Source organism: Flavobacterium zepuense (genome assembly GCF_007097145.1).
GTDB lineage: Bacteria > Bacteroidota > Bacteroidia > Flavobacteriales > Flavobacteriaceae > Flavobacterium > Flavobacterium zepuense.
Window position 1 is genome coordinate 41807 of the sequence record NZ_VJVZ01000013.1, and the last position, 20545, is coordinate 62351.

Consider the following 20545-nt stretch of genomic DNA (forward strand, 5'->3'; position numbering starts at 1 on the left):
TGTGTTTTATTTGGTAGTTATAAAATAAGCCAGTAGCGCAAAGCCCACAACAATACGGTAGTAACCCCAGGGCTTAAAGCCGTATTTTTTAATAACGCCTATAAAGCCTTTAATGGCAATAATAGCCACCACAAATGCAATAACATTACCAAGCAGGAACAATTTAAGGTTGTCGCCTTCCATAAGCATTTCGTAGCCTTTAACCTCTGCAGGGCCATATTTTTTAAGCAGTACAGAGTATACGGTTACGGCAAGCATGGTAGGCACGGCAAGGAAAAAAGAGAATTCGGCAGCCGTTTCGCGGGTTAGTTTTTGCTGCATACCGCCAATGATGGAGGCGGCAGAGCGGCTGGTGCCCGGCATCATGGCAAGGCATTGCCAAAAGCCAATGGTAATGGCTTTTTTAAGTGTAATGTCTTCTTCTTTAGCTATTACAGGGTTTTTAAAGTAATTGTCTATAAACAGCAATACAAAACCGCCCACAATAAGCATAATGGCAATAGGTATAGGATCGCCCAGGGCTGCATCTATAAGGTCGTCAAAAAGGTAGCCTAATAAAAGGGCGGGCACCACGGCACAAGCTAATTTTACAAAGAAACTAATGCGGGTAAAATCAAAGAATTTCTTCCAGTACAATACTACCACGGCAAGTATGGCCCCAAACTGAATGGCGGTTTGGAACAGCTTTACAAATTCGTCGTCCTGTATGCCGTAATACGAGCTCACAAAGATCATGTGGGCCGTGCTGGAAATTGGTAAATATTCGGTTAAACCCTCTATAATGGCAAGAAAAATGGCTTGTATAAAATCCATCTAATAATGTTTATTTTTTAAAATTCTTGATGGCTTTATCTTCCGGGAAAGGCTCGGTTGTAGTAGTTTCTACAGTGTTAGCTTCCTGCGGGTATGGGTTTTTAAGGATGGCATAAATAGTAATACCAAAACCTATAAGCACCACAGTAGGTGCCAGGCGAATGCGCCTCCAGTTAAAAATAGCATCGCTAAACACTTTAGGGTCATCACTGCCACCGCCCGACATTAGTATAAAACCAAGGGCAATAACACCAAGGCCAATAAGCAGTATTTTATAATTAACCTTTTCAAAAAGGAAATGGGTTTTTATTTCGTTGTTCTTCACTTTACAGAGTTTAAAGTTTAAAAGTTTAAAGTTTCAGGTTCCTCACCCCCAGCCTCTCTCCAAAGGAGAGGGGGAGCTTCACTCGTGGTGTATATCGTCTTCGGTCTATTATCTAAAAATCCAATATTCTAAAATTGAAGCTTTGGTTTTTATTTATTGTTTAAGCGTAAGCGCTCTGTTTGTTATTTGAGATTTGTATTTTGAAAATTCTTAATACAGATCGTCTGTTCTTAAATTTAAAAAGCGCTGTGTGGCAAAAAAGGTGCTTATCATGGCAATGATGATCCCAAAAGCCAGTACACCGGCCAGTACTATAGCGGTAGGTATCCAGTCTTCCCAAATGTTCAGTACCGGGAAAGCGCCATCAAGCCAGTACACCAGGTAAATAAGTGCGGCAATGGCAAGCAATGCGCCAAAAAGCCCCAATTTAATACCCTTCCAGATATACGGCCTGCGGATGAACGATTTTGTAGCGCCCACCATCTGCATGGTTTTAATAGTAAAGCGGTGCGAATAAATAGACAGGCGTAATGCGCTGTTTATTAACAACATGGCTACAAAGGCCAGTACGCCGCTTATAATTAATATCCAAAAAGTAATGGTTTTAATATTTTCGTTGGCAAGGTCTACCAAAACGTTATCATAAGTAATATCGCCCACGGCAGGGTCAGATCGCAGTTCTACCTCAATTTCCTTAATGCTGTCTTTTTGCACATAGGCACTTTTAAGGTGAATATCGTACGAATCCAACAATGGGTTCTCGTCAAGCATTACATCATAATCCTTCATTAATTCCGGATTATTCTTAACCGCATCTTCTTTAGAAATAAACACATGGTCTTTTATATACGCCGAGTTTTGCAGGCGCACGCCAAAGGCTTGGGTGGTACTATCGGTAGCTTCGCGCTTAAAATAAACCGTCATGGGGATATTTTCCTTTACATAGCCGGAAATCTTATCGGTATTAATAACAAAGAGGCCCAAAGCCCCAAGCAGCGTTAGCACTATAAAAATACACAGCACAACAGAAAAATATGAAGAAATTACCCGTCGTTTCTGGAATTTTTCAAAAGATGATGCCATAGGTTATCTTAATTTAGGCGTAAAAATAAATAAACTATTCGGTACAGCATAGTTTATAACGGGCAAAGTTTTTACATTCGTACAATAACTGTAAATTTGTGCCGCGAAGGTGCTGATGCCCTAAGCCACTAAGAACCTAAGTAACGTACAAAATGAGATACGATCATAAGAGAATCGAAGACTACTGGCAAAAATACTGGGCAGAGGAAGGTACCTTTCGCGCCGAAAACCAATCTGATAAACCCAAATACTATGTGCTGGATATGTTTCCGTACCCAAGTGGTGCCGGCCTGCACGTAGGGCATCCGCTGGGCTACATAGCAAGTGATATTTATGCGCGCTACAAGCGCCACCAGGGCTTTAATGTGCTGCACCCGCAGGGATACGACAGTTTTGGCCTTCCGGCAGAACAGTATGCCATACAAACCGGCCAGCATCCTGCCGTTACCACCGAGGCTAATATTAATCGTTACCGCGAGCAGCTGGATAAAATAGGATTTTCTTTTGACTGGGACAGGGAGGTGCGCACCTCTAACCCCGAATATTATAAATGGACACAATGGATATTTATCCAGTTGTTCAACTCATGGTACAATAAAGACACCGATAAGGCCGAGAGCATCTGTACGCTTATCAGCCATTTTGAGGCTAACGGCAATGCAGGCGTAAACGCCGTGAGCGATGATAACATTGCTGCCTTTACGGCCGATGATTGGAAAGGCTACACTAAAGACGAGCAGGAAAAACTGCTGCTTAAATACAGGCTTACCTACCTTGCCGAAACCGAAGTGAACTGGTGCCAGGCATTGGGTACCGTACTGGCTAACGATGAGATTGTTAACGGAGTGTCTGAACGTGGGGGCTACCCGGTTATCCGTAAAAAGATGACCCAGTGGAGTATGCGCATCTCGGCGTATGCCGAACGTTTTTTACAGGGGCTTGATACCATCGACTGGAGTGAATCTATCAAGGAAAGCCAGCGCAACTGGATTGGTAAATCGGTTGGGGCATCGGTTAGGTTTAATGTGATAAATGCATCTTCAGACCTCACCCCTAACAGCGCAGTCCTCTCCCCCGGCTCTTCAAAAGACCTCACCCCTAACCCCTCTCCGAAGGAGAGGGGAACTCAGGCCGGAAACGTAGCCGGAGATCCGGGGTACATGACCGCCGATAGTTCTAATGCTAAAGAGTTGGTTGGGTTTGCCCGTTCTAACAGAAAAGAAGCTACCAAGGCAGAAGCGTTATTATGGGAAGCTGCAAGAGATAAAAAGCTTGGGTATAAAATAAGGAGGCAGCACTATGTAGGCAACTATATTGCTGACTTTATATCGCTTGAAAAAAGGCTGATCATTGAAGTTGATGGGGGATACCATGATGATGCGGAACAGGTTGAACTGGATGCCGCCCGCACATTAGAACTGGAGCAAAAATATTCGTTTAAAGTACTTCGATTTACTAATGATGAAGTGCTTAATAATTTAGATAATGTTTTATCCCAAATAAGAATAGCCCTGGCAAACCGCAAATCCTACAATGATGAGAAGGATTTGAGTGAAGCTGCCCCCCTCTCCTTCGGAGAGGGGCCGGGGGTGAGGTCTGATAATGATGTGACCCTAAACCAAAACGGCAACCCATCCATCCTTGAAGGCCTCGGCTTACGAGAATTCTTTGATGATATAATCAGTCCGTTTGAGGAAGAAGACACCAGTAACTATACAATAGAAGTATTTACCACCCGCCCTGATACCATTTTTGGTGTAACGTTTATGACGTTAGCGCCGGAGCATGAGCTTGTGGCTAAAATTACCACGCCTACGCAAAAACCGTTGGTAGACGCTTATGTAGAAGCCACGTCAAAACGCAGCGAGCGTGAGCGTATGGCCGATGTTAAAACCATATCGGGCGTGTTTACAGGTGCGTATGCCGAGCATCCGTTTACTAAAGAGCCCATCCCGGTTTGGATAGGCGATTACGTGCTTGCAGGCTACGGTACGGGTGCCGTTATGGCGGTACCGGCAGGCGACCAGCGTGATTATGATTTTGCAAGGCATTTTGGCATCCCGATAAAAAATATATTTGAAGGCCAGGATATTTCAACCGAGGCGTATGGTGCTAAAGACGGCGTTATCCTAAAGGATTCCGACTTTTTAAATGGTGATACATATAAAGAGGCAACTAAAAAAGTGATTAGCTCTTTAGAGGGTATAGGCCAGGGTAAGGGCAAAACCAATTACCGCCTGCGCGATGCTGTTTTTAGCCGCCAGAGGTACTGGGGCGAGCCGTTCCCGGTGTACTATGTAAACGGTGTGCCACAGCTTATTGCTACAGAGCATTTACCGGTGCGTTTGCCCGATGTTGAAAAATACCTGCCTACCGAAGACGGTCAGCCGCCATTGGGTAACTCCCGCGAGTGGGCGTGGAGCACTACCGAGAATAAGGTGGTAAGCAACGACCTGATAGATGAGGCAACGGTGTTTCCGTTAGAGTTAAACACCATGCCGGGCTGGGCAGGCAGCTCATGGTACTGGCTGCGTTACATGGACCCGCACAATAATGATGAATTTGTAAGCAAAGAAGCTGAAGATTACTGGCAAAATGTTGATTTATACATTGGCGGTAACGAGCATGCTACAGGCCATTTATTGTACTCCCGTTTTTGGAATAAGTTTTTAAAAGACCGCGGTTTTGTAAATCAGGAAGAGCCGTTTAAAAAGCTTATTAACCAGGGTATGATTTTGGGGATGAGTGCTTTTGTGTATATTTTTTATCAGCATACGACACTACAAGATCCGAATGAATTAGTAAAATCAATGACTTCTGACATCAAGAAGAAAACATATTTGCTTTCTAAAAGTATTCATACGGATCTTATTAATGGAGTGGATAATCCTCAAATTAATAGAGTTAAAGAAGAAATTTTAAATGATTATCGTAACGCAGGTATAAGTAGTATGGCATGGTTTAATGCTGAGCCGCTCTCATTACCTATTCATGTGGATGTGGCTCTAATTAATTCATCAGATGAATTAGATATTGAGGCATTTAAAAATCATCCACTATATTCTGATTATAAAGATGCCATATTTGTAACAGAAGACAACGGCAAATACATTGTAGGCCGCGAAGTCGAGAAAATGTCGAAATCAAAATACAACGTGGTTACGCCTGATTTGATTTGCGAGCAATACGGTGCCGATACATTAAGGTTGTATGAAATGTTCTTAGGTCCGCTTGAGCAGGCCAAACCGTGGAATACCGCCGGTATAACGGGGGTATCGGGTTTCCTTAAAAAGCTGTGGAAGCTGTATTTTGATGATAACGGGCTAATTGTTACCACTAACGAGGCCAGCAAAGAGGCATTTAAGATACTGCACCGCACCATTAAGAAAACGCAGGATGATATAGAGAATTTCTCGTTCAACACCTCTGTCAGCAGTTTTATGATAGCCGTTAATGAGCTTACGGCCATTAACTGTCACGAGCGCACTATATTAGAGCCGCTGGCTATATTGATATCGCCGTATGCACCGCACATTGCCGAAGAGCTTTGGAGGCAGCTGGGGCACAAAACGAGCATCTCTACAGTGCCGTTCCCAATCTTTAATGCCGAGCATTTGGTAGAGAGCAGTAAGGAGTACCCGGTATCTTTTAACGGCAAGACACGCTTTAAAATAGAGCTGCCAATGGACCTGAGCAAGGAAGAAATAGAAGCCGCCATTTTGGCTGACGAGCGCACCGCGCAGCAGCTAAACGGGCAGGCGCCTAAAAAAATTATTGTAGTACCGGGCAAGATTATTAATATTGTTGGGTAACTAATTTATATTCAAAACTATAAAAGAGCACAAGTTTTAATTTGTGTTCTTTTTTTTTGTAATATTGTAGTATCGGGATGTTTTAACGTGCTGATAGAAACTATTTATATTAGGAAATTGTATCTGTAATGTGTCTGCATTATTAAATCTGGCTGATTTTAATTTTAGTCAGAAATTGTGGCACAAAATTTGACTTACGTTAAGCGTAATAAAATTACACAACATATAAAGATTAGATTTAGTTAGATAGTTAGTTTAGGTTAAAAAACCAGCCACTGCCATGGCTGGTTTTTTTGTTTGGTAAAATTCTTAAAGTCTTCCTAAATGTTTAGCACTGTGCACCTGACAATTTTTCATTTGTAAAAATTGGCTTTCTTTTTGCTGTATACATACCAACCAAATAAAAGAAAAAGACGATGATAGGATATTATGTATTAATTGGTATTATAGCGCTTATAAGCTTTGCCGTGGGCAGTAAGCTTAAAAGTAAGTTTGATTTTTACAGCAAGGTGCATTTGCGCAACGGTATGAGCGGTGCCGAGATTGCCCAGCAAATGCTAAATGACAACGGCATTTATGATGTAAGGGTTATAAGCACTTCAGGACGGTTGACCGACCACTATAATCCGTCCGATAAAACCGTTAACCTTAGCGAGGCCGTATATAACGAACGTAACGCGGCGGCGGCGGCTGTTGCTGCCCACGAGGTAGGCCACGCCGTACAGCACGCGCAGGCTTACAGTATGCTGCAACTGCGCAGCAGCCTTGTGCCGGTGGTTAACATTGCGAGCGGGTTTTCGCCTATATTAATTATTGTAGGCCTTGGTATGGGTGTTGCGGCAAGCATTGGTATTGGGTATTACATTGCCATTGCGGGCCTTGTGCTAATGGCTATGGGTACGCTGTTTAGCTTTATTACCCTTCCGGTAGAGTATGATGCCAGTAACCGCGCCCTTGCCTGGTTAAAGAACAAGAACATGCTTACGCCACAGGAATATGCCGGCGCCGAGGATTCGCTTAAATGGGCTGCCCGTACCTATGTAGTAGCTGCCATTGGCGCACTGGCAACATTGCTTTACTGGGCATTAATGGTTTTTGGAGGCCGTTCCAGGGATTAAAACCCCTGTCTATATATATGCGTTAAAAACCGCTTTGGCAATGCCGGGCGGTTTTTTTTGTGGGTCGAAAGTCTTAAAGTCGTCAAGTCGAAAGTTCGGTGCTCATTGCCTATTGCTCATTGCCTATTGCCTGTTCAAAACTGCCTACTGCGACTGAACACTGAACACTACAACTGAATCTGCCTTTCTATCTGCTGGTCCAGCGATATAAACGTTTCGGTGCGCGATACCCCGCTAATGGGCTGTATCTTGTTGTTGAGCAGCTGCATGAGGTGCTCGTTATCGCGGCAGATGATCTTTATGAGTATCGACCAGTTTCCGGTGGTGTAGTGGCATTCTAAAACTTCGGGTATTTTTTTGAGTTCTTTTACCGCCTCGGGGTTGCTGGATGCTTTGTCTAAATAGATGCCCACAAACGCCATGGTGCTGTAGCCCAAAACGCGGGTGTTCACGATAAATTTAGAACCGCTTATAACCCCGGCCTGCTCCAGTTTACGAAGCCGCTGGTGTATGGCTGCCCCCGAGATTCCTATTTTAGAGGCTATCTGTAAAATGGGCTTTCGGGCATCTTCCATAAGGAAACGGAGTATCTCTTTATCAATACCGTCTATTTCTATTTGAAGTGAATTTACTTTCATAGGTTATAGTTTGAAAGTAAAAATACGGAATTAGTTTCAAAGTGACAGAGTTTCAAAGTAACAGAGTGACAAAGTAGAAAATATCCGTGATGTAAACTTTGCTACTTTGTAACTCTGCAACTTTGTGACTGTTTTAAAAAATTAATAATCCTCCTCCGCATACTCTTCTGTAGCGTCATAACCGGTGGTGCGCTTGCCATAGCCGGCCCTGTTGCGGCGGGCGTTTAGGGCGGCATCAATCATGGTTTTTTTATAATCGGCTATTTCATCGTCATCGGTAATAAAGCGGGTACCGGCGTTTTTATAGGCTTGTGGGTTAATCCTGCTGCCGTTATTTACAAAGGCAACGGCGCAAAGCCTTTCGCGTTTTTGCCTATAGCCTGAGCCTTCGTTATCAATACTTTTAACCTTATAAAAGTAAAAACTAACCGAGTTTTTGCCGTGCTGAATAACACGTTTTTCGTTAAGCGCTACCGAATCTTTTGCGGTATCTATCCTTGCAAGTTTCAGCAGTGCCGATTTTGCTATCTGCTCATCGGTAATGTTTTTAAGGGCGGCGGTTTTCTTTTGTGCGATAAGCATTTTTTGTACCTCAAACAGTGTTTTAGGGTTGTTTAAAAGCGCCTGCAGCTCCTGCTCGTTAGTATTGCCGTTCTTAATATCAAGGCGGGCAATTTCCATATTGGTCGCGTCGATATCCAGGGCTTTTATGGCGGTAAAGATGGCGTTAACCTCTTTATCGCTTTTAAAAGGGTACAGCAGCTCCATATACCCGGTAAGATTACCCGAAGCTGAATTGCCATAATAGTACTCATCTTCGCCCGATTCTTTACCGGCCTTGCGGCTCTTAGCCCTTTTAATTTCGAGGCGGGTATTGGTAAGCAGCATTTTTTTGTAGGCCTTAAGCTTTTTAGGGCTAATGGCATCGGCTTCCAGCAGGCTGGCGGTAAAGCTCACCACCGGCTCATGGTACTCGGGTATGCTGTAGTACTGAAAAACATCAGGGAACAGCACAGCGCTGTTTTTAGGGTCGATGCTAAAAGTGCTGAAAAGGTTAGCCACCTCGTAGTTATCATCGGTAACCGGGAGGTCGTATTCTAAAAGCTCTTTAATTTTTTTGTAGGCTTCCTCGGTTTCAAATTCGGCAAGGGCTTCTAACACCGCAAACTGAATGATGGTATTGCTGTCCTCGCGTTTGTACTGGTTTTCAAAGAACGGGATAACCGCCTTGTCTTTAAGGTTGCCCAGTTTGCGGTACAGTTGGGTAAGCGCGTTGGTTTCCTCAGGCTTAAAGGTAAAGCCCTCAATAAACTGCTGTAGCTTAACGCGGTTTTCTTTGGTTACCTGTAACTGGTTTACCGATTTTAACGTGCTGCTGCGGATGCTGTCGTATTCGCTACGGGCATCGTCTATAAAAAGCTGCATCCTGTCGGCGGGCAGGTTTTCTTCTTTAGAATTATCCAGAAGCGTAAACGAACTGAACATCTTTTCTATGGCCGGGTCGTTGTTCTTATAGCCTTTTGGCGTCATGGTACTTATAAGGTAGCTGGTGCCGTTGCGGTGCAGTGCCTTAAATTTTATGGCCTGGCTGCTTTCGCTGCTTTCTACCGAGCCCTCATAGGTTTGGTAGCTGCCTTTGTTCTCTTTCTTTTCGTTTGCAATAGATAACTTGCGGGTTTTTGTGTCGATAAGCTTGTCCCAAAGCGACTCCCGGTTAGATGCATATTCGTTATATTCGGTTTCGTCGTCGGCAATGGTGGTTACTACTTCATCATCAATGACTACATCATTATTTGTATCTTCCTCGGTAATGAACTTTTTAAAGTCGGCCCAAAGCGAATCTACCACCACGGCATGGTGCCTGTGGTATTTGTGGTAATATACCTCTACCGTACCGCCCGATGGCAACGTAAACTGCCTTGTGTTGTATTTCTCCTGAAAAACATTCTCATTCTCATCATCGTCGCCATAATCGCCCATTTCGGGCATGTTGCGCTCAAACTCCAGTTTTGCATTTTGAGATTTCGGGATGTTGATGCTGTACAGCGCGGTGGTGTCTTTGTAAGTTTCGTATGCTACATCTTCTTTGTAAGGTGCCAGCGTAAACGAGTTAAAGAACCTGCCCGTATTAGCCTCTGTAGCGCCCACGCTGCCCAGTAAATAATATTTAGGCCCGTTTATAACCGACTTTAATTTAATGCTCTTAGCGCCAATTTTAGACGATGATGTAAACGCCGCCGGGTTTGCCGTTAGTTTAGTTTGCGTAGAATCTATACCCAATTGGTTGTAAAACTCATAGTGCATACGTTGCAGCTCAAAGTTGGTGTCTTCCAGGTTCTCGGTATCGCTAAGGGTACGCTCAATAACAAAATAGTTCGATTTATCGGTGCTGTCGTAGGCGTAGTATTCTACATCCTCAAGGGTTTTGGCGGTGGCGTTTTCGCCGTGTATGGCGTGGTAGGCAGGCATATCTGCCTTAAAGCCGCCCTTAGCAGGGTTGATGCTGCCCCATCCTGAAAGCTCCGTCTTAACCTTAATGCCGTTAAAAACCTCGTTCTCAAACTGGCGCACGTAGTTTTTCTCGCCCGCCATGCTCACCATAATTATCTCCAGCGGGGTAATGTAATACCTGTAGCGTTGCGCATTGCCGGTTTTGGTAACGCTTTTAATATCATAAAGCCCTACGCCATTAGTTTGCGAGAAGTTTTTCTGGATGATCTTCCCCGGGATATTTTCGTAAAACAAACTGTCTAAACTCTGGTGGTTAAACGGCTTGTTGTCTTTTTTAAGAAAGTCTTTCAGCAGCAGGCGCTTAATGTTAATGTACCCGCCATTGGCCAGGTCGGGCGACTGCATGTTCTCGCCACTCTCTATAACCGACCCGTTAAATACGGGCAGCGTAACAATGCCATCGGCGGTGGTGTAGCTTTTAAAGGTGGGTTTAATAAAGTACTCCTCAATTTTTTCTTTTTTGGTTTTGCCGGCATCGGTATAGCGGTCTACCACGGGGTTAACCTTGTAGCCACGTGAGCGAAGCATTTCTATAATACCGCGCTTGCCTGGAAGGTGGGCAGCACCCACAGCGGCAAACAGGCTGCCTGTTTTAATAATGGAGTCTATAGAGTGCACCATAACCACATTACGGTCGTACAGCAGGGTTTTAAGGTACGATTCAGACGATGCCAGCGTGGTAAGCGAATCGAGCATATCTAAATCCTTATCGCGGTAGTAGTTAAGCAAGGCTTCCTGGTAGCCTGTATTTTTTAGTATTTTTTGCAGGGTGGCAATATTTTCCTCACGGGGTTTCATGGCCCTGTAATCAATATTCATAATGTTTAGCAGCGATGTCTTGGTATCCTCCAGCCCCACGGTCTTTTTGTTGTATTTGCGGCCTGTGCGGTAAATAAACATATCCAGGTAGGTTTCTTCCTGGTATTCTTTCTGGTTTTCGTTAGTGCGGAAAAGCAGGTTGTTAAGCGTATAGTTATTGGTGCGGAACAGCTGGTACAGCTCATTTTTAGTAGACGGCTCTAAATAAAAGCCCGAATAAAATTTCCTGCTGCTGCCACGGTAATAGTTGCTGCCGTTGCCCACCAGCCCCATGATGTCCATCCAGGTAGAGGGCTCACTCTCGTTAGCTATAATATCGGCGCTAAGCAAATGGGCAAAAAAAGCATCAGATAAGTGGTACGAAACCTTATCGCTCACGTGCATGGACCCGTACAGATACGAGTTCTTTTTTAGGCCATTGCCCGATATTTCCCACAGCAGCCCCTGGTATTTTTTTTCCTGTGCAAAAAGCGATGTAAAGGTTAGCAGCAGTAGTAAAGCTAATTTTTTCAAGGTGAGCAATTTTAAGTATATACAATCAAATATAGTGCATAGTTTTTAGATATGCGCCCGCATGCCAACTATATTATTTATAACGTAAAAGCGGCTTATTAAAGTATTTTTAATGGGGTTGACAGGTGGGTATTAAACCGGTTTATTTATTGTGGATGTACTTTTCTATAAGTCCGTGCCCCAGATAAATAAGCGGTGTCATCACTATGGCAATTGCCAGCTTAACCGAGTATCCCACCAGGCCCGATGTGATGTAGGTATGGGTATCCATTTTGCCGGTGGCATAAAAGGCAATGCCCAGCACGATAAACGTATCAAAAAACTGTGAGATAACCGTAGAGCCAGTACTGCGCAGCCATATCATTTTAGTGCCCGTTTTGTTTTTAAAGAAGTGAAAAACGGTAACATCTATAAGCTGCGACACCATAAAGGCCACAATGCTGCCCACAATGATCCAAAGGCTTTGCCCAAACACGGCGGTAAACTGCTCGTCGTTCACCAGTCCCTCACCTTTTACGGCCGGTATCTGGAGCGTAATGTACAGCAGCACAAAACAGTAGGTAATAAGCCCGGCGGTAATAAGCGATAGTTTATGAACGCCTTTTTGCCCAAAGTATTCATTAATAAGGTCGGTTGTTATAAACACCACCGGCCACGGTATAATACCCACGCTCATAACATAGGGGCCTATGTGTATCAGCTTGCCGCCAATAAGCTCGGCCACAACGGCATTGGTAATAAAGATACCGGCTAATATTACAAAAAGGGTGCTTTTACGGGTTTCGAACATGCTAACAGGTTTGTAGTTTCGGGTTTAGAGTTCTTGTAGCTATTGAAATGTCCTTATCCATAAACAGAGAAGACAAATTCCCTCAAAAACTTAATTTTCAAAGGTAATAAACATTCGGCTGTCGGTAGTATGGGTTTCGTCAAAATGTGCTGTTAGAATTAAACTATAGGTGTCAGATATTTAATTTTAGACTATCAAATTTTCTAAATACCTAAATCTGTCGTATGGCTAATCATCATAGGGGTATGTGTTTTATATTTGCATAAATTTAAAAACATACTGCCATGACAATAGGGGTGCCAAAGGAAATAAAGACAAATGAAAGCCGTGTAGCCCTAACGCCGGGTGGGGTTTTTGAATTGGTTAATTACGGCCATCAGGTGTATATTCAGGAAACGGCGGGCGAAGGTAGCGGTTTTTCCGATGAAGATTACCGCGAGGCCGGTGCCATTATGCTGCCGTCTATAGAGGCGGTGTATGCCATGGCCGAGATGATCGTAAAGGTTAAGGAACCGGTGCCACAGGAATATCCTCTTATTAAACGGAACCAGGTTGTTTTTACGTATTTCCATTTTGCATCCAGCGAAAGCCTTACCCGCGCCATGATTGCCAGTAAGGCGGTTTGCATTGCTTATGAGACCGTGCGTGACGAAGACGGCTCCCTGCCGCTCCTAACGCCTATGAGCGAGGTTGCCGGGCGTATGGCTATACAACAGGGCGCAAAGTACCTGGAGAAGCCTATAAAGGGCAGGGGAGTGCTGCTTGGCGGTGTGCCGGGTGTACCGCCGGGCAGGGTGCTTATATTGGGTGCGGGTATTGTAGGGGTACAGGCGGCTAAAATGGCTGCCGGGCTTGGTGCCCACGTTACCGTGCTTGATATTAACATGAAACGCCTGCGCTACATTAACGATATGATGCCACCCCATGTGGTTACCGAGTTTAGCAGTGTGTACAACATTAAGCGCCATATTAAAAACCACGACCTTATTATTGGCGCGGTGCTTATTCCCGGGGCTAAGGCGCCACGGCTTATTACCCGCGCCATGCTTAAAGATATGCGCCCCGGTACCGTACTGGTAGATGTGGCGGTAGACCAGGGCGGCTGTTTTGAAACTACGCGGCCTACCACCCATGAAGACCCTACTTACATTATAAATGATATTGTGCATTACTGCGTGGCGAACATGCCGGGTGCGGTACCCTATACCAGCACACTGGCGCTTACTAACGTTACGCTGCCGTATGTTTTAAAGCTGGCCAACCTGGGTTGGGAAACGGCCTGCAAAGAGTACCCCGACCTGGGCCGCGGACTAAACATTGTTAAAGGCAAGGTGGTTGTTGATGAAATTACCAATGCTTTTGAGTCGGGTTTGGTGTAAGTGTTTATTCTAACACTTATTTAGTGTGCTGTTTTTGAGATAATTTGTGTAAACTTGTAGTATTGTAACATTGCCTCTTAACTTACATACACACCTCTCGCATGAATTATATAGATAAGGCTTCAGAATATTACTCTAACAACCGTTTAGATCTTTTAACCTGCCTGGACGAAAAACGAACCGGACTAAAAGTACTGGAAATTGGCGCTGCCTACGGCGATACCCTGTATCATTTAAAGCAAACAGGTATTGCGGGGGAGGCTGTGGGTGTTGATATCTTTGAAGACCTTAAAAATCCTGCTAACTACAAACCTTTGGACAGGTTTATATTTGGCAATATAGAAAACATGGATTTCCCTGAGTATGATGATTATTTTGATATCATTTTACTGCCCGATGTTATAGAGCACCTGGTTGAGCCTAAGCTTGTTTTGGCGAAGGCTAAAAAATACCTTAAACAGGACGGTACGCTTTTAGTAAGCATGCCTAATGTAAGGCACTATAGTACTTTTATAAGGATCTTTATTAAAGGCGATTTTAAGTACGATGAAAGTGGCCTTTTTGATTATACCCACATGCGTTTTTACTGCAAGTACAACATGAAACAATTACTGCAAAATAGTGGTTTTAAAATTACCGAGGTAAAAAGTGCCATAAGTATTTATAAAGGAAAATCAGCCGCCAAAATTTTGAACAAAATTACTTTCGGGCTTTTTGAAGAATTTTTATCGGTGCAATATTTTTTGAAAGCAAATAAGTAGCGTTTGAAATTCCAAATCACAATTTTCAAATTCCAAGAAACAAATTCCAAGAAACAAATCTCAAATTCCAAACTGAATCTGAAATCTAAATTTTGGCAGCGAATTTTTAAATCTTAAATCTTAAATCTTTCAATCTTCAATCTTCAATCTAAATTCAATATCCAAAAGTGAAATATTAGCGTTTTTTTGCATATTTATGCCTGATTTTTTGGCTAAAAAAGGCTATTTCAAAATCAAAAAGTGAAATATTAAGCACTTTTAGAATATAAATTGTAAGGAATTACCTTGATGTTATAAACGAAAAAACCCGCTTTTGAGAGCGGGTTTTTATATTGTAAAAAATGGTTTGCTAATTAAGCAAGAGCAACCCTTTTAAAGCCAGTAACCGTTAAACCAGCGTCAACCGATTTAATGTACTCGCTTACGCTAAGTTTACTGTCTTTTATATAGTCTTGGTTTACAAGGGTGTTGTCTTTAAAGAAACGGCCAAGTTTACCTTTAGCAATATTATCAAGCATAGCCTCCGGCTTACCTTCCTGACGAAGTAAATCTTTAGCGATCTCTATTTCTTTCTCAACTGTAGCAGCATCAACACCTTCTTCGTTAAGTGCAAGTGGCGCCATAGCAGCAGCTTGCATAGCAACGTTACGTGCAGCTTCTTCAGCACCTTCTACGTTAGCAGAAAGGCTTACAAGAGTAGCGATCCTGTTACCAGCGTGGATGTAAGAACCAACAAAAGCACCTTCAAGTCTTTCAAAAGCACCAATCTCGATTTTTTCACCTATAACACCGGTTTGCTCAATAAGCTTCTCTTCAACAGTAATACCGTTATAATCAGCAGCTAAAAGCTCTTCTTTAGTTTTAAAGTTAAGGGCAAGGTTAGCAATGTCTGTAGCAAGTTTAACGTAAGATTCGTTTTTAGCAACAAAGTCAGTCTCACAGTTAACAGATATAACAACACCTTCGGTTTTGTCTGCATTAACAACAGCAAGTACCGCACCTTCGCTAGATTCGCGGTCTGCCCTGTTAGCAGCAACTTTTTGACCTTTTTTTCTAAGGTTTTCAATAGCTTTGTCAAAATCTCCGTCAGCTTCAACAAGCGCTTTTTTGCAGTCCATCATACCGGCACCGGTAATGGTTCTTAGTTTATTTACGTCTGCAGCAGTAATATTTGCCATTTTAAAATATGTTTATAGTTATAAAAAAGGTAAAGCCGTTATGTAGATAATGCCACAAAAGTAAACATCACCCGGCACAACGGCTTTATTGTAATGTTATCTTATTCTTCAGTAGAAGCAGTTGGAGCTTCTGTTGCAGGAGCTTCAGCAGCTACGGGAGCCGGAGCAGCTTCTACAGCAGTTTCTTCACCAGCTGGTTGGTCCTGAAAGTCATCTTTATCAGATTTCCTGTCAGAAAGGCCATCAATAACGGCACCGGTAACTAAAGATAAAATTTTGTCTATTGATTTAGAAGCATCATCATTTGCAGGGATAACATAATCAACCTGACGTGGATCAGAGTTGGTATCTACCATTGCGAAAACCGGAATGTTTAATTTTTGAGCTTCTTTTACTGCGATGTGTTCTGCCTTAATATCTACTACGAACAACGCGGCAGGAAGCCTTGTCATATCAGCAATAGAGCCAAGGTTTTTTTCAAGCTTAGCACGTAAACGATCTACCTGAAGACGCTCTTTCTTAGAAAGTGTCATAAATGTACCGTCTTTCTTCATTTTATCAATAGAAGCCATTTTTTTAACAGCTTTACGGATAGTAACAAAGTTAGTAAGCATACCACCAGGCCACCTTTCGGTAATGTATGGCATGTTAGCAGCAGCAGCTTTTTCAGCTACGATATCTTTTGCCTGCTTTTTAGTAGCAACAAAAAGGATTTTTCTGCCTGATGCAGCGATTTTTTTAAGGGCTTCGTTAGCCTCTTCTATTTTAGCTGCAGTTTTATATAGATTGATAATGTGAATACCATTACGCTCCATATAGATGTAAGGGGCCATGTTTGGGTCCCATTTTCTGGTCATGTGTCCAAAATGAACACCAGCTTCCAGTAAGTCTTTAACTTCTACTTTATTTGCCATTTTTGTAATAGTTTACGTTCTGTTGAGTAAGCGCAATATTCAGGTGGCGCACAGTGGCTGGCCCTGAGTATTTAGATGCTAAACTAACCCCACGCCTCAGCGGGGCAACAACAACTAGGTTTTTTAAATTTTTAATTTCCTTAAGCGCACTCCGGATGACATCCGCGAGCAGCATCAGGGCATTCTGGATATTAACGTTTAGAGAACTGGAATCTCTTACGGGCTTTCTTCTGGCCGAATTTCTTACGTTCTACCATACGAGGATCCCTTGTTAACAGGCCTTCTGGTTTAAGGATGCTTCTGTTTTCAGCATCTACTTCGCACATAGCGCGGGCGATAGCCATTCTCACAGCTTCTGCCTGGCCAGTGATACCACCTCCGTAAACATTTACTTTTACATCAAAGTTTTCAACATTGTTAGTCATGCTAAGCGCTTGTTTTACTTTGTACTGTAGAGTAGCTGTTGGGAAGTAAACTTCTAATTCTTTTTTGTTAACCGTGATTTTTCCTGAGCCTTCAGACAGGTAAATACGGGCAACGGCAGTTTTTCTCCTACCAATTTTGTGAATGGTTGCCATCTTACTTTAGGTCGTTTAAGTTAACGGTTTTAGGCGTCTGTGCAGCATGTTTGTGCTCAGGTCCTACATATACATTTAAATTGCGGAATAGCTCTGCGCCTAATTTGTTTTTAGGAAGCATTCCTTTTACAGCTTTCTCTACTAAGATTGCAGGGTTTTTAGCCTTTACAACTTTAGCAGTTAGAGTGCGCTGTCCTCCAGGGTAACCTGTGTGGCGGATGTACGTTTTGTCATCCAGTTTGTTACCTGTTAGGTTGATTTTCTCTGCATTGATAACAACTACGTTATCGCCACAGTCAACGTGCGGGGTATAATTTGTTTTGTATTTACCTCTTAAAAGCATCGCAACTTTAGAAGCAAAACGGCCCAAATTATGACCTTCAGCATCAACAACAATCCACTCTTTACGAGCAGTTTCTTTGTTTGCTGAAACTGTTTTGTAGCTTAATGTGTTCACAATAAATAATTTTAATTAAACATTCCGTCCCCAATAAAGGGGATGCAAAAGTACAATTATTTATTAGAAATTCAAATATGTAGAAAAATTATTCTTAAGCGAATAATTTTTAACTTTTTGAAGGATGCAAAGATAGCTTCTTTTTGGCGATTTATCGAGGGGGTCATTGACTTATGTGCCTCAATAGGCCAAACTTTTTCTTATCAAAAGGGATTACTACAATTATTGTGAACGTATAATATGAAACTTCAGTAAGTTTGTTTAAAACGATAAGTATGCCTATTAATTTTTTAGACAATAATGAAGAAGAGGACTTTTTTGAGCGTCCGGAAATAAAGTCTATCCTTTTGACTTTAATAGGGGTTTGTTGTTTTTGCTTTGTACTTGTGGTAAGTAGTGACAGATGGATAAAACAAAACGCTGTTGAAAATTTTAAAGAATACAAAATTGTTGGAAAAATAACCGTTAAAGCTTTAGATTATACTGGTCGAAAGTCTCCTTACCTTATTGTTAAACAAAAGAAGGAATATGTTAGTGAGCTTATTTGGGATAATACGGATGTAGGAGATTCTATTTATAAGGAGCGGGATACTGATGCCGTTAAAATTATTAAAAGAGACACTGTAATTACTATTACCGCAGAAGAATATCAACGACATCTTGATAGTACTTTTGTAGCCAATTAAAGGTTTTCTTTCTTTGCTTATCGCTTCGATGTTTATGATTATACTTTTTATTTATGATGCTAAAATTTTATTAATTTGATTTATGTATTTAACCGCCGTACGTTTGTACTGTAATTATACATCATCATATTAATAATTAAATACTTAGAATCATGAAAAATTTATTTCTATCTACGTTTGCCCTGTTAAGTGTAACATTTGGGTACAGCCAGTCGGCATCAAAAACTGCTAAGGCAGTAACAGCTCCGGTTAAAAACATTATAATTGTACATGGTGCTTTTGCTGATGGCTCCGGTTGGAGGGGAGTACACGACATACTTGCAGCTAAAGGTTATAATGTTACAATTGTACAAAATCCGCTAACATCGTTAGAAGATGACGTGGCAACTGTAAACCGTGCATTGGCAAAACAGGATGGTCCTGCAATACTGGTAGGCCACTCATGGGGTGGCACCGTAATTACAGAGGCTGGCACCGACCCTAAAGTTGCCGGTCTTGTTTATGTTGCTGCTTTACAGCCACAAGCAGGAGAATCGTCCTTAGACCTTGCTAAAACCGTTACTCCTGCTCCCGAAAATGGTATATTGCCTCCAGATGCTAATGGTTTGTTATACTTCAGCAAAGAGAAATTTCATGCCGGTTTTGCAGGCGGTGTTAGTAAAGCAGAGTCTGATTTTATGTATGCTTCGCAAGCGCCAATTGCCCTTAAGGCATTTATTACCCCTGTAACACAAACTTCATGGAAAAACAAACCATCATGGGCCGTTCTTGCAACACAGGATAAAAGCATTACCCCAGAGCTGCAACACAACATGACCAAAAGGGCAGGATCTGTAGTAAAAGAGGTTAAAGCCAGCCATATTGTATACATAACACATCCTAAGGAAGTAGCCGATGTTATTGTAGCGGCATCTTTAGGGGCTAACAAAGCTAAATAAACCATATTAGTAATGAAGTTTTGAACTTCACTCTAATTATAAAACGGGTTATCCAAAATTAAGGATACCCCGTTTTTTATATGATATATTGAAGAATCCTATTTAAGCGGCTTTAGCGTATTACTATAGGTTATGGTATAAGGGGTGTCGCCTTCAAGGTTCTTTTTAAGGTAAATAAACTTGTGTTTTTTAGCTTCTTCACTGTCTATAACAATTTCTTTTTTGGTAAGGTTGTCATACACGCGGGTATTAGCAGTGTTCTCTATACGTGCCTTAGCGGCGACACCTGTTTTTTTGTTTGACTTTATGTAATTAGTATACATTCGTTTACCTGCCGTGGTGGCTATAACTTTCTCGCCTTTATAATTTTGTGTGAATACTAATACTGAGTATTTATCATCAGTAGCCTCAAGTTCTTTAAGCACTTTAGTTGTTTGGTCAGGATTTAAGCCTTCAAAATCGTCCCTGTGATGCACCTGGGCAACACTCTCATCTAAGCTTGCACTTTTGCACATTACCAATAGTAATGCGGCAGCAAAAAGTAATATCTGTTTCATAATTCAATAATTAAGATGTTGATATTAAATTTACTACAACAAAATTTGTTTAACGAGTGCTTTATGATACCTATAACAAGCTTTATGATATTTATAACAGTTAATGCTATTTTAAAGGACGCAGGGTGTTACTGTAGGTAACTATAAAAGGGGTATCGCCACCCGGGTTTTTCATTAGGTAGATAAATTTTGCTTTTTTAGCCTCCTTAGCTTCAATGATCAATTCTCTTTTTGTGGCATCGTCATATACTTTAGTGTCTACACTATTATCTATGCGAATTTTATCTGCAATGCCAGTTTTGGGGTCGCTGATTACATAGCCACTATACAATTGCTTCTTAGCATTTGATGCTGTTACTTTCTCACCTTTAAAATTTTGGGTAAATATTAGAACCGAATAGGTTGCTTCCGAAGCTTTAAGCTCGCTCAGCACAGCCTTTTTCTCGGATGCTTTTGCACTCCTAAAATCGTCCCTGTGGCGCACCTCGGCCACTTCTTTAGGACTATCAGCCTTAGATGCACTGCTTTTAGAGCTTTTACACATTACAAAAAGGGAAGCTGCTACAAGGACTAAAAATATCTTTTTCATGGTTTAATAATCGTAGAATAACATTAAATGTAGTATTTGCCCACGGCTTATGCCAAACGTTTAAGATATAAATAACAAACGGCCCC

The 20545-nt window shown here is 42.1% G+C and carries 17 protein-coding genes and 1 pseudogene; 6 read left to right on the forward strand and 12 right to left on the reverse strand.

From position 1 onward, the window contains the following. Window positions 1-6: 6 nt before the first annotated feature. The 3 genes and pseudogenes from FMM05_RS17620 to FMM05_RS17630 all read right to left on the reverse strand — a co-directional run bounded on the left by FMM05_RS17620 (window position 7) and on the right by FMM05_RS17630 (window position 2221). On the reverse strand, window positions 7-813 hold the full coding sequence (locus tag FMM05_RS17620) for an undecaprenyl-diphosphate phosphatase (protein WP_143374741.1): 807 nt from the start codon (window positions 811-813) through the stop codon (window positions 7-9). Window positions 814-907: 94 nt separating this feature from the next. After that, window positions 908-1138 (reverse strand): annotated as a pseudogene (locus FMM05_RS17625) (DUF3098 domain-containing protein); the annotation flags it as partial. Between the two features lie 210 nt (window positions 1139-1348). After that, window positions 1349-2221 (reverse strand): cell division protein FtsX, encoded by an 873-nt coding sequence (locus tag FMM05_RS17630; RefSeq protein WP_143374742.1) that lies wholly within the window; start codon window positions 2219-2221, stop codon window positions 1349-1351. A 152-nt stretch (window positions 2222-2373) separates the two neighbouring features. On the opposite strand from FMM05_RS17630, the gene FMM05_RS17635 reads away from it, so the two are divergent. Further along, complete coding sequence (locus tag FMM05_RS17635; RefSeq protein ID WP_143374743.1) at window positions 2374-6033, forward strand: class I tRNA ligase family protein; 3660 nt, start codon at window positions 2374-2376, stop codon at window positions 6031-6033. A 416-nt stretch (window positions 6034-6449) separates the two neighbouring features. After that, on the forward strand, window positions 6450-7151 hold the full coding sequence (locus FMM05_RS17640) for a zinc metallopeptidase (RefSeq protein ID WP_143374744.1): 702 nt from the start codon (window positions 6450-6452) through the stop codon (window positions 7149-7151). Window positions 7152-7318: 167 nt separating this feature from the next. Here FMM05_RS17640 and FMM05_RS17645 read toward each other — a convergent pair whose 3' ends face one another. The 3 genes from FMM05_RS17645 to FMM05_RS17655 all read right to left on the reverse strand — a co-directional run bounded on the left by FMM05_RS17645 (window position 7319) and on the right by FMM05_RS17655 (window position 12422). After that, on the reverse strand, window positions 7319-7789 hold the full coding sequence (locus FMM05_RS17645; protein ID WP_143374745.1) for an Lrp/AsnC family transcriptional regulator: 471 nt from the start codon (window positions 7787-7789) through the stop codon (window positions 7319-7321). Window positions 7790-7930: 141 nt separating this feature from the next. Then, complete coding sequence (locus FMM05_RS17650) at window positions 7931-11632, reverse strand: TraB/GumN family protein (RefSeq protein ID WP_185965624.1); 3702 nt, start codon at window positions 11630-11632, stop codon at window positions 7931-7933. A 142-nt stretch (window positions 11633-11774) separates the two neighbouring features. Continuing rightward, window positions 11775-12422 (reverse strand): queuosine precursor transporter, encoded by a 648-nt coding sequence (locus tag FMM05_RS17655; RefSeq protein ID WP_143374747.1) that lies wholly within the window; start codon window positions 12420-12422, stop codon window positions 11775-11777. A 284-nt stretch (window positions 12423-12706) separates the two neighbouring features. Between FMM05_RS17655 and ald the strand changes: the two genes are divergently transcribed. Both ald and FMM05_RS17665 read left to right on the forward strand, forming a co-directional pair. Beyond that, window positions 12707-13801, forward strand: coding sequence for an alanine dehydrogenase (ald, locus tag FMM05_RS17660; protein ID WP_143374748.1), 1095 nt, complete (start codon window positions 12707-12709; stop codon window positions 13799-13801). A 101-nt stretch (window positions 13802-13902) separates the two neighbouring features. Further along, a complete protein-coding gene (locus FMM05_RS17665) occupies window positions 13903-14562 on the forward strand; it encodes a class I SAM-dependent methyltransferase (RefSeq protein WP_143374749.1) in 660 nt (219 codons plus the stop codon). Between the two features lie 353 nt (window positions 14563-14915). Here the strand turns inward: FMM05_RS17665 and tsf are convergent, their stop codons facing one another. The 4 genes from tsf to rplM form a co-directional block, all read right to left on the reverse strand. Then, window positions 14916-15740 carry a translation elongation factor Ts gene (gene tsf / locus FMM05_RS17670; protein ID WP_143374750.1) on the reverse strand — a complete coding sequence of 275 codons (825 nt, stop codon included), beginning with the start codon at window positions 15738-15740 and terminating at the stop codon, window positions 14916-14918. 101 nt (window positions 15741-15841) lie between these two features. Continuing rightward, window positions 15842-16654 carry a 30S ribosomal protein S2 gene (gene rpsB / locus FMM05_RS17675; protein WP_143374751.1) on the reverse strand — a complete coding sequence of 271 codons (813 nt, stop codon included), beginning with the start codon at window positions 16652-16654 and terminating at the stop codon, window positions 15842-15844. A gap of 191 nt (window positions 16655-16845) precedes the next feature. Continuing rightward, entirely contained in the window at window positions 16846-17232 is a 387-nt protein-coding gene (gene rpsI / locus FMM05_RS17680; protein ID WP_143374752.1) for a 30S ribosomal protein S9, read from the reverse strand. Between the two features lies 1 nt (window position 17233). Beyond that, window positions 17234-17689, reverse strand: coding sequence for a 50S ribosomal protein L13 (gene rplM, locus FMM05_RS17685; RefSeq protein ID WP_143374753.1), 456 nt, complete (start codon window positions 17687-17689; stop codon window positions 17234-17236). A gap of 275 nt (window positions 17690-17964) precedes the next feature. Between rplM and FMM05_RS17690 the strand changes: the two genes are divergently transcribed. Both FMM05_RS17690 and FMM05_RS17695 read left to right on the forward strand, forming a co-directional pair. Further along, window positions 17965-18375 carry a hypothetical protein gene (locus FMM05_RS17690; protein WP_143374754.1) on the forward strand — a complete coding sequence of 137 codons (411 nt, stop codon included), beginning with the start codon at window positions 17965-17967 and terminating at the stop codon, window positions 18373-18375. A 152-nt stretch (window positions 18376-18527) separates the two neighbouring features. Continuing rightward, window positions 18528-19313 carry an alpha/beta hydrolase gene (locus FMM05_RS17695; RefSeq protein WP_143374755.1) on the forward strand — a complete coding sequence of 262 codons (786 nt, stop codon included), beginning with the start codon at window positions 18528-18530 and terminating at the stop codon, window positions 19311-19313. 98 nt (window positions 19314-19411) lie between these two features. Here the strand turns inward: FMM05_RS17695 and FMM05_RS17700 are convergent, their stop codons facing one another. Both FMM05_RS17700 and FMM05_RS17705 read right to left on the reverse strand, forming a co-directional pair. Beyond that, on the reverse strand, window positions 19412-19870 hold the full coding sequence (locus FMM05_RS17700; RefSeq protein WP_143374756.1) for a hypothetical protein: 459 nt from the start codon (window positions 19868-19870) through the stop codon (window positions 19412-19414). Between the two features lie 106 nt (window positions 19871-19976). Next, on the reverse strand, window positions 19977-20459 hold the full coding sequence (locus FMM05_RS17705) for a hypothetical protein (RefSeq protein WP_143374757.1): 483 nt from the start codon (window positions 20457-20459) through the stop codon (window positions 19977-19979). Window positions 20460-20545 lie beyond the last annotated feature (86 nt).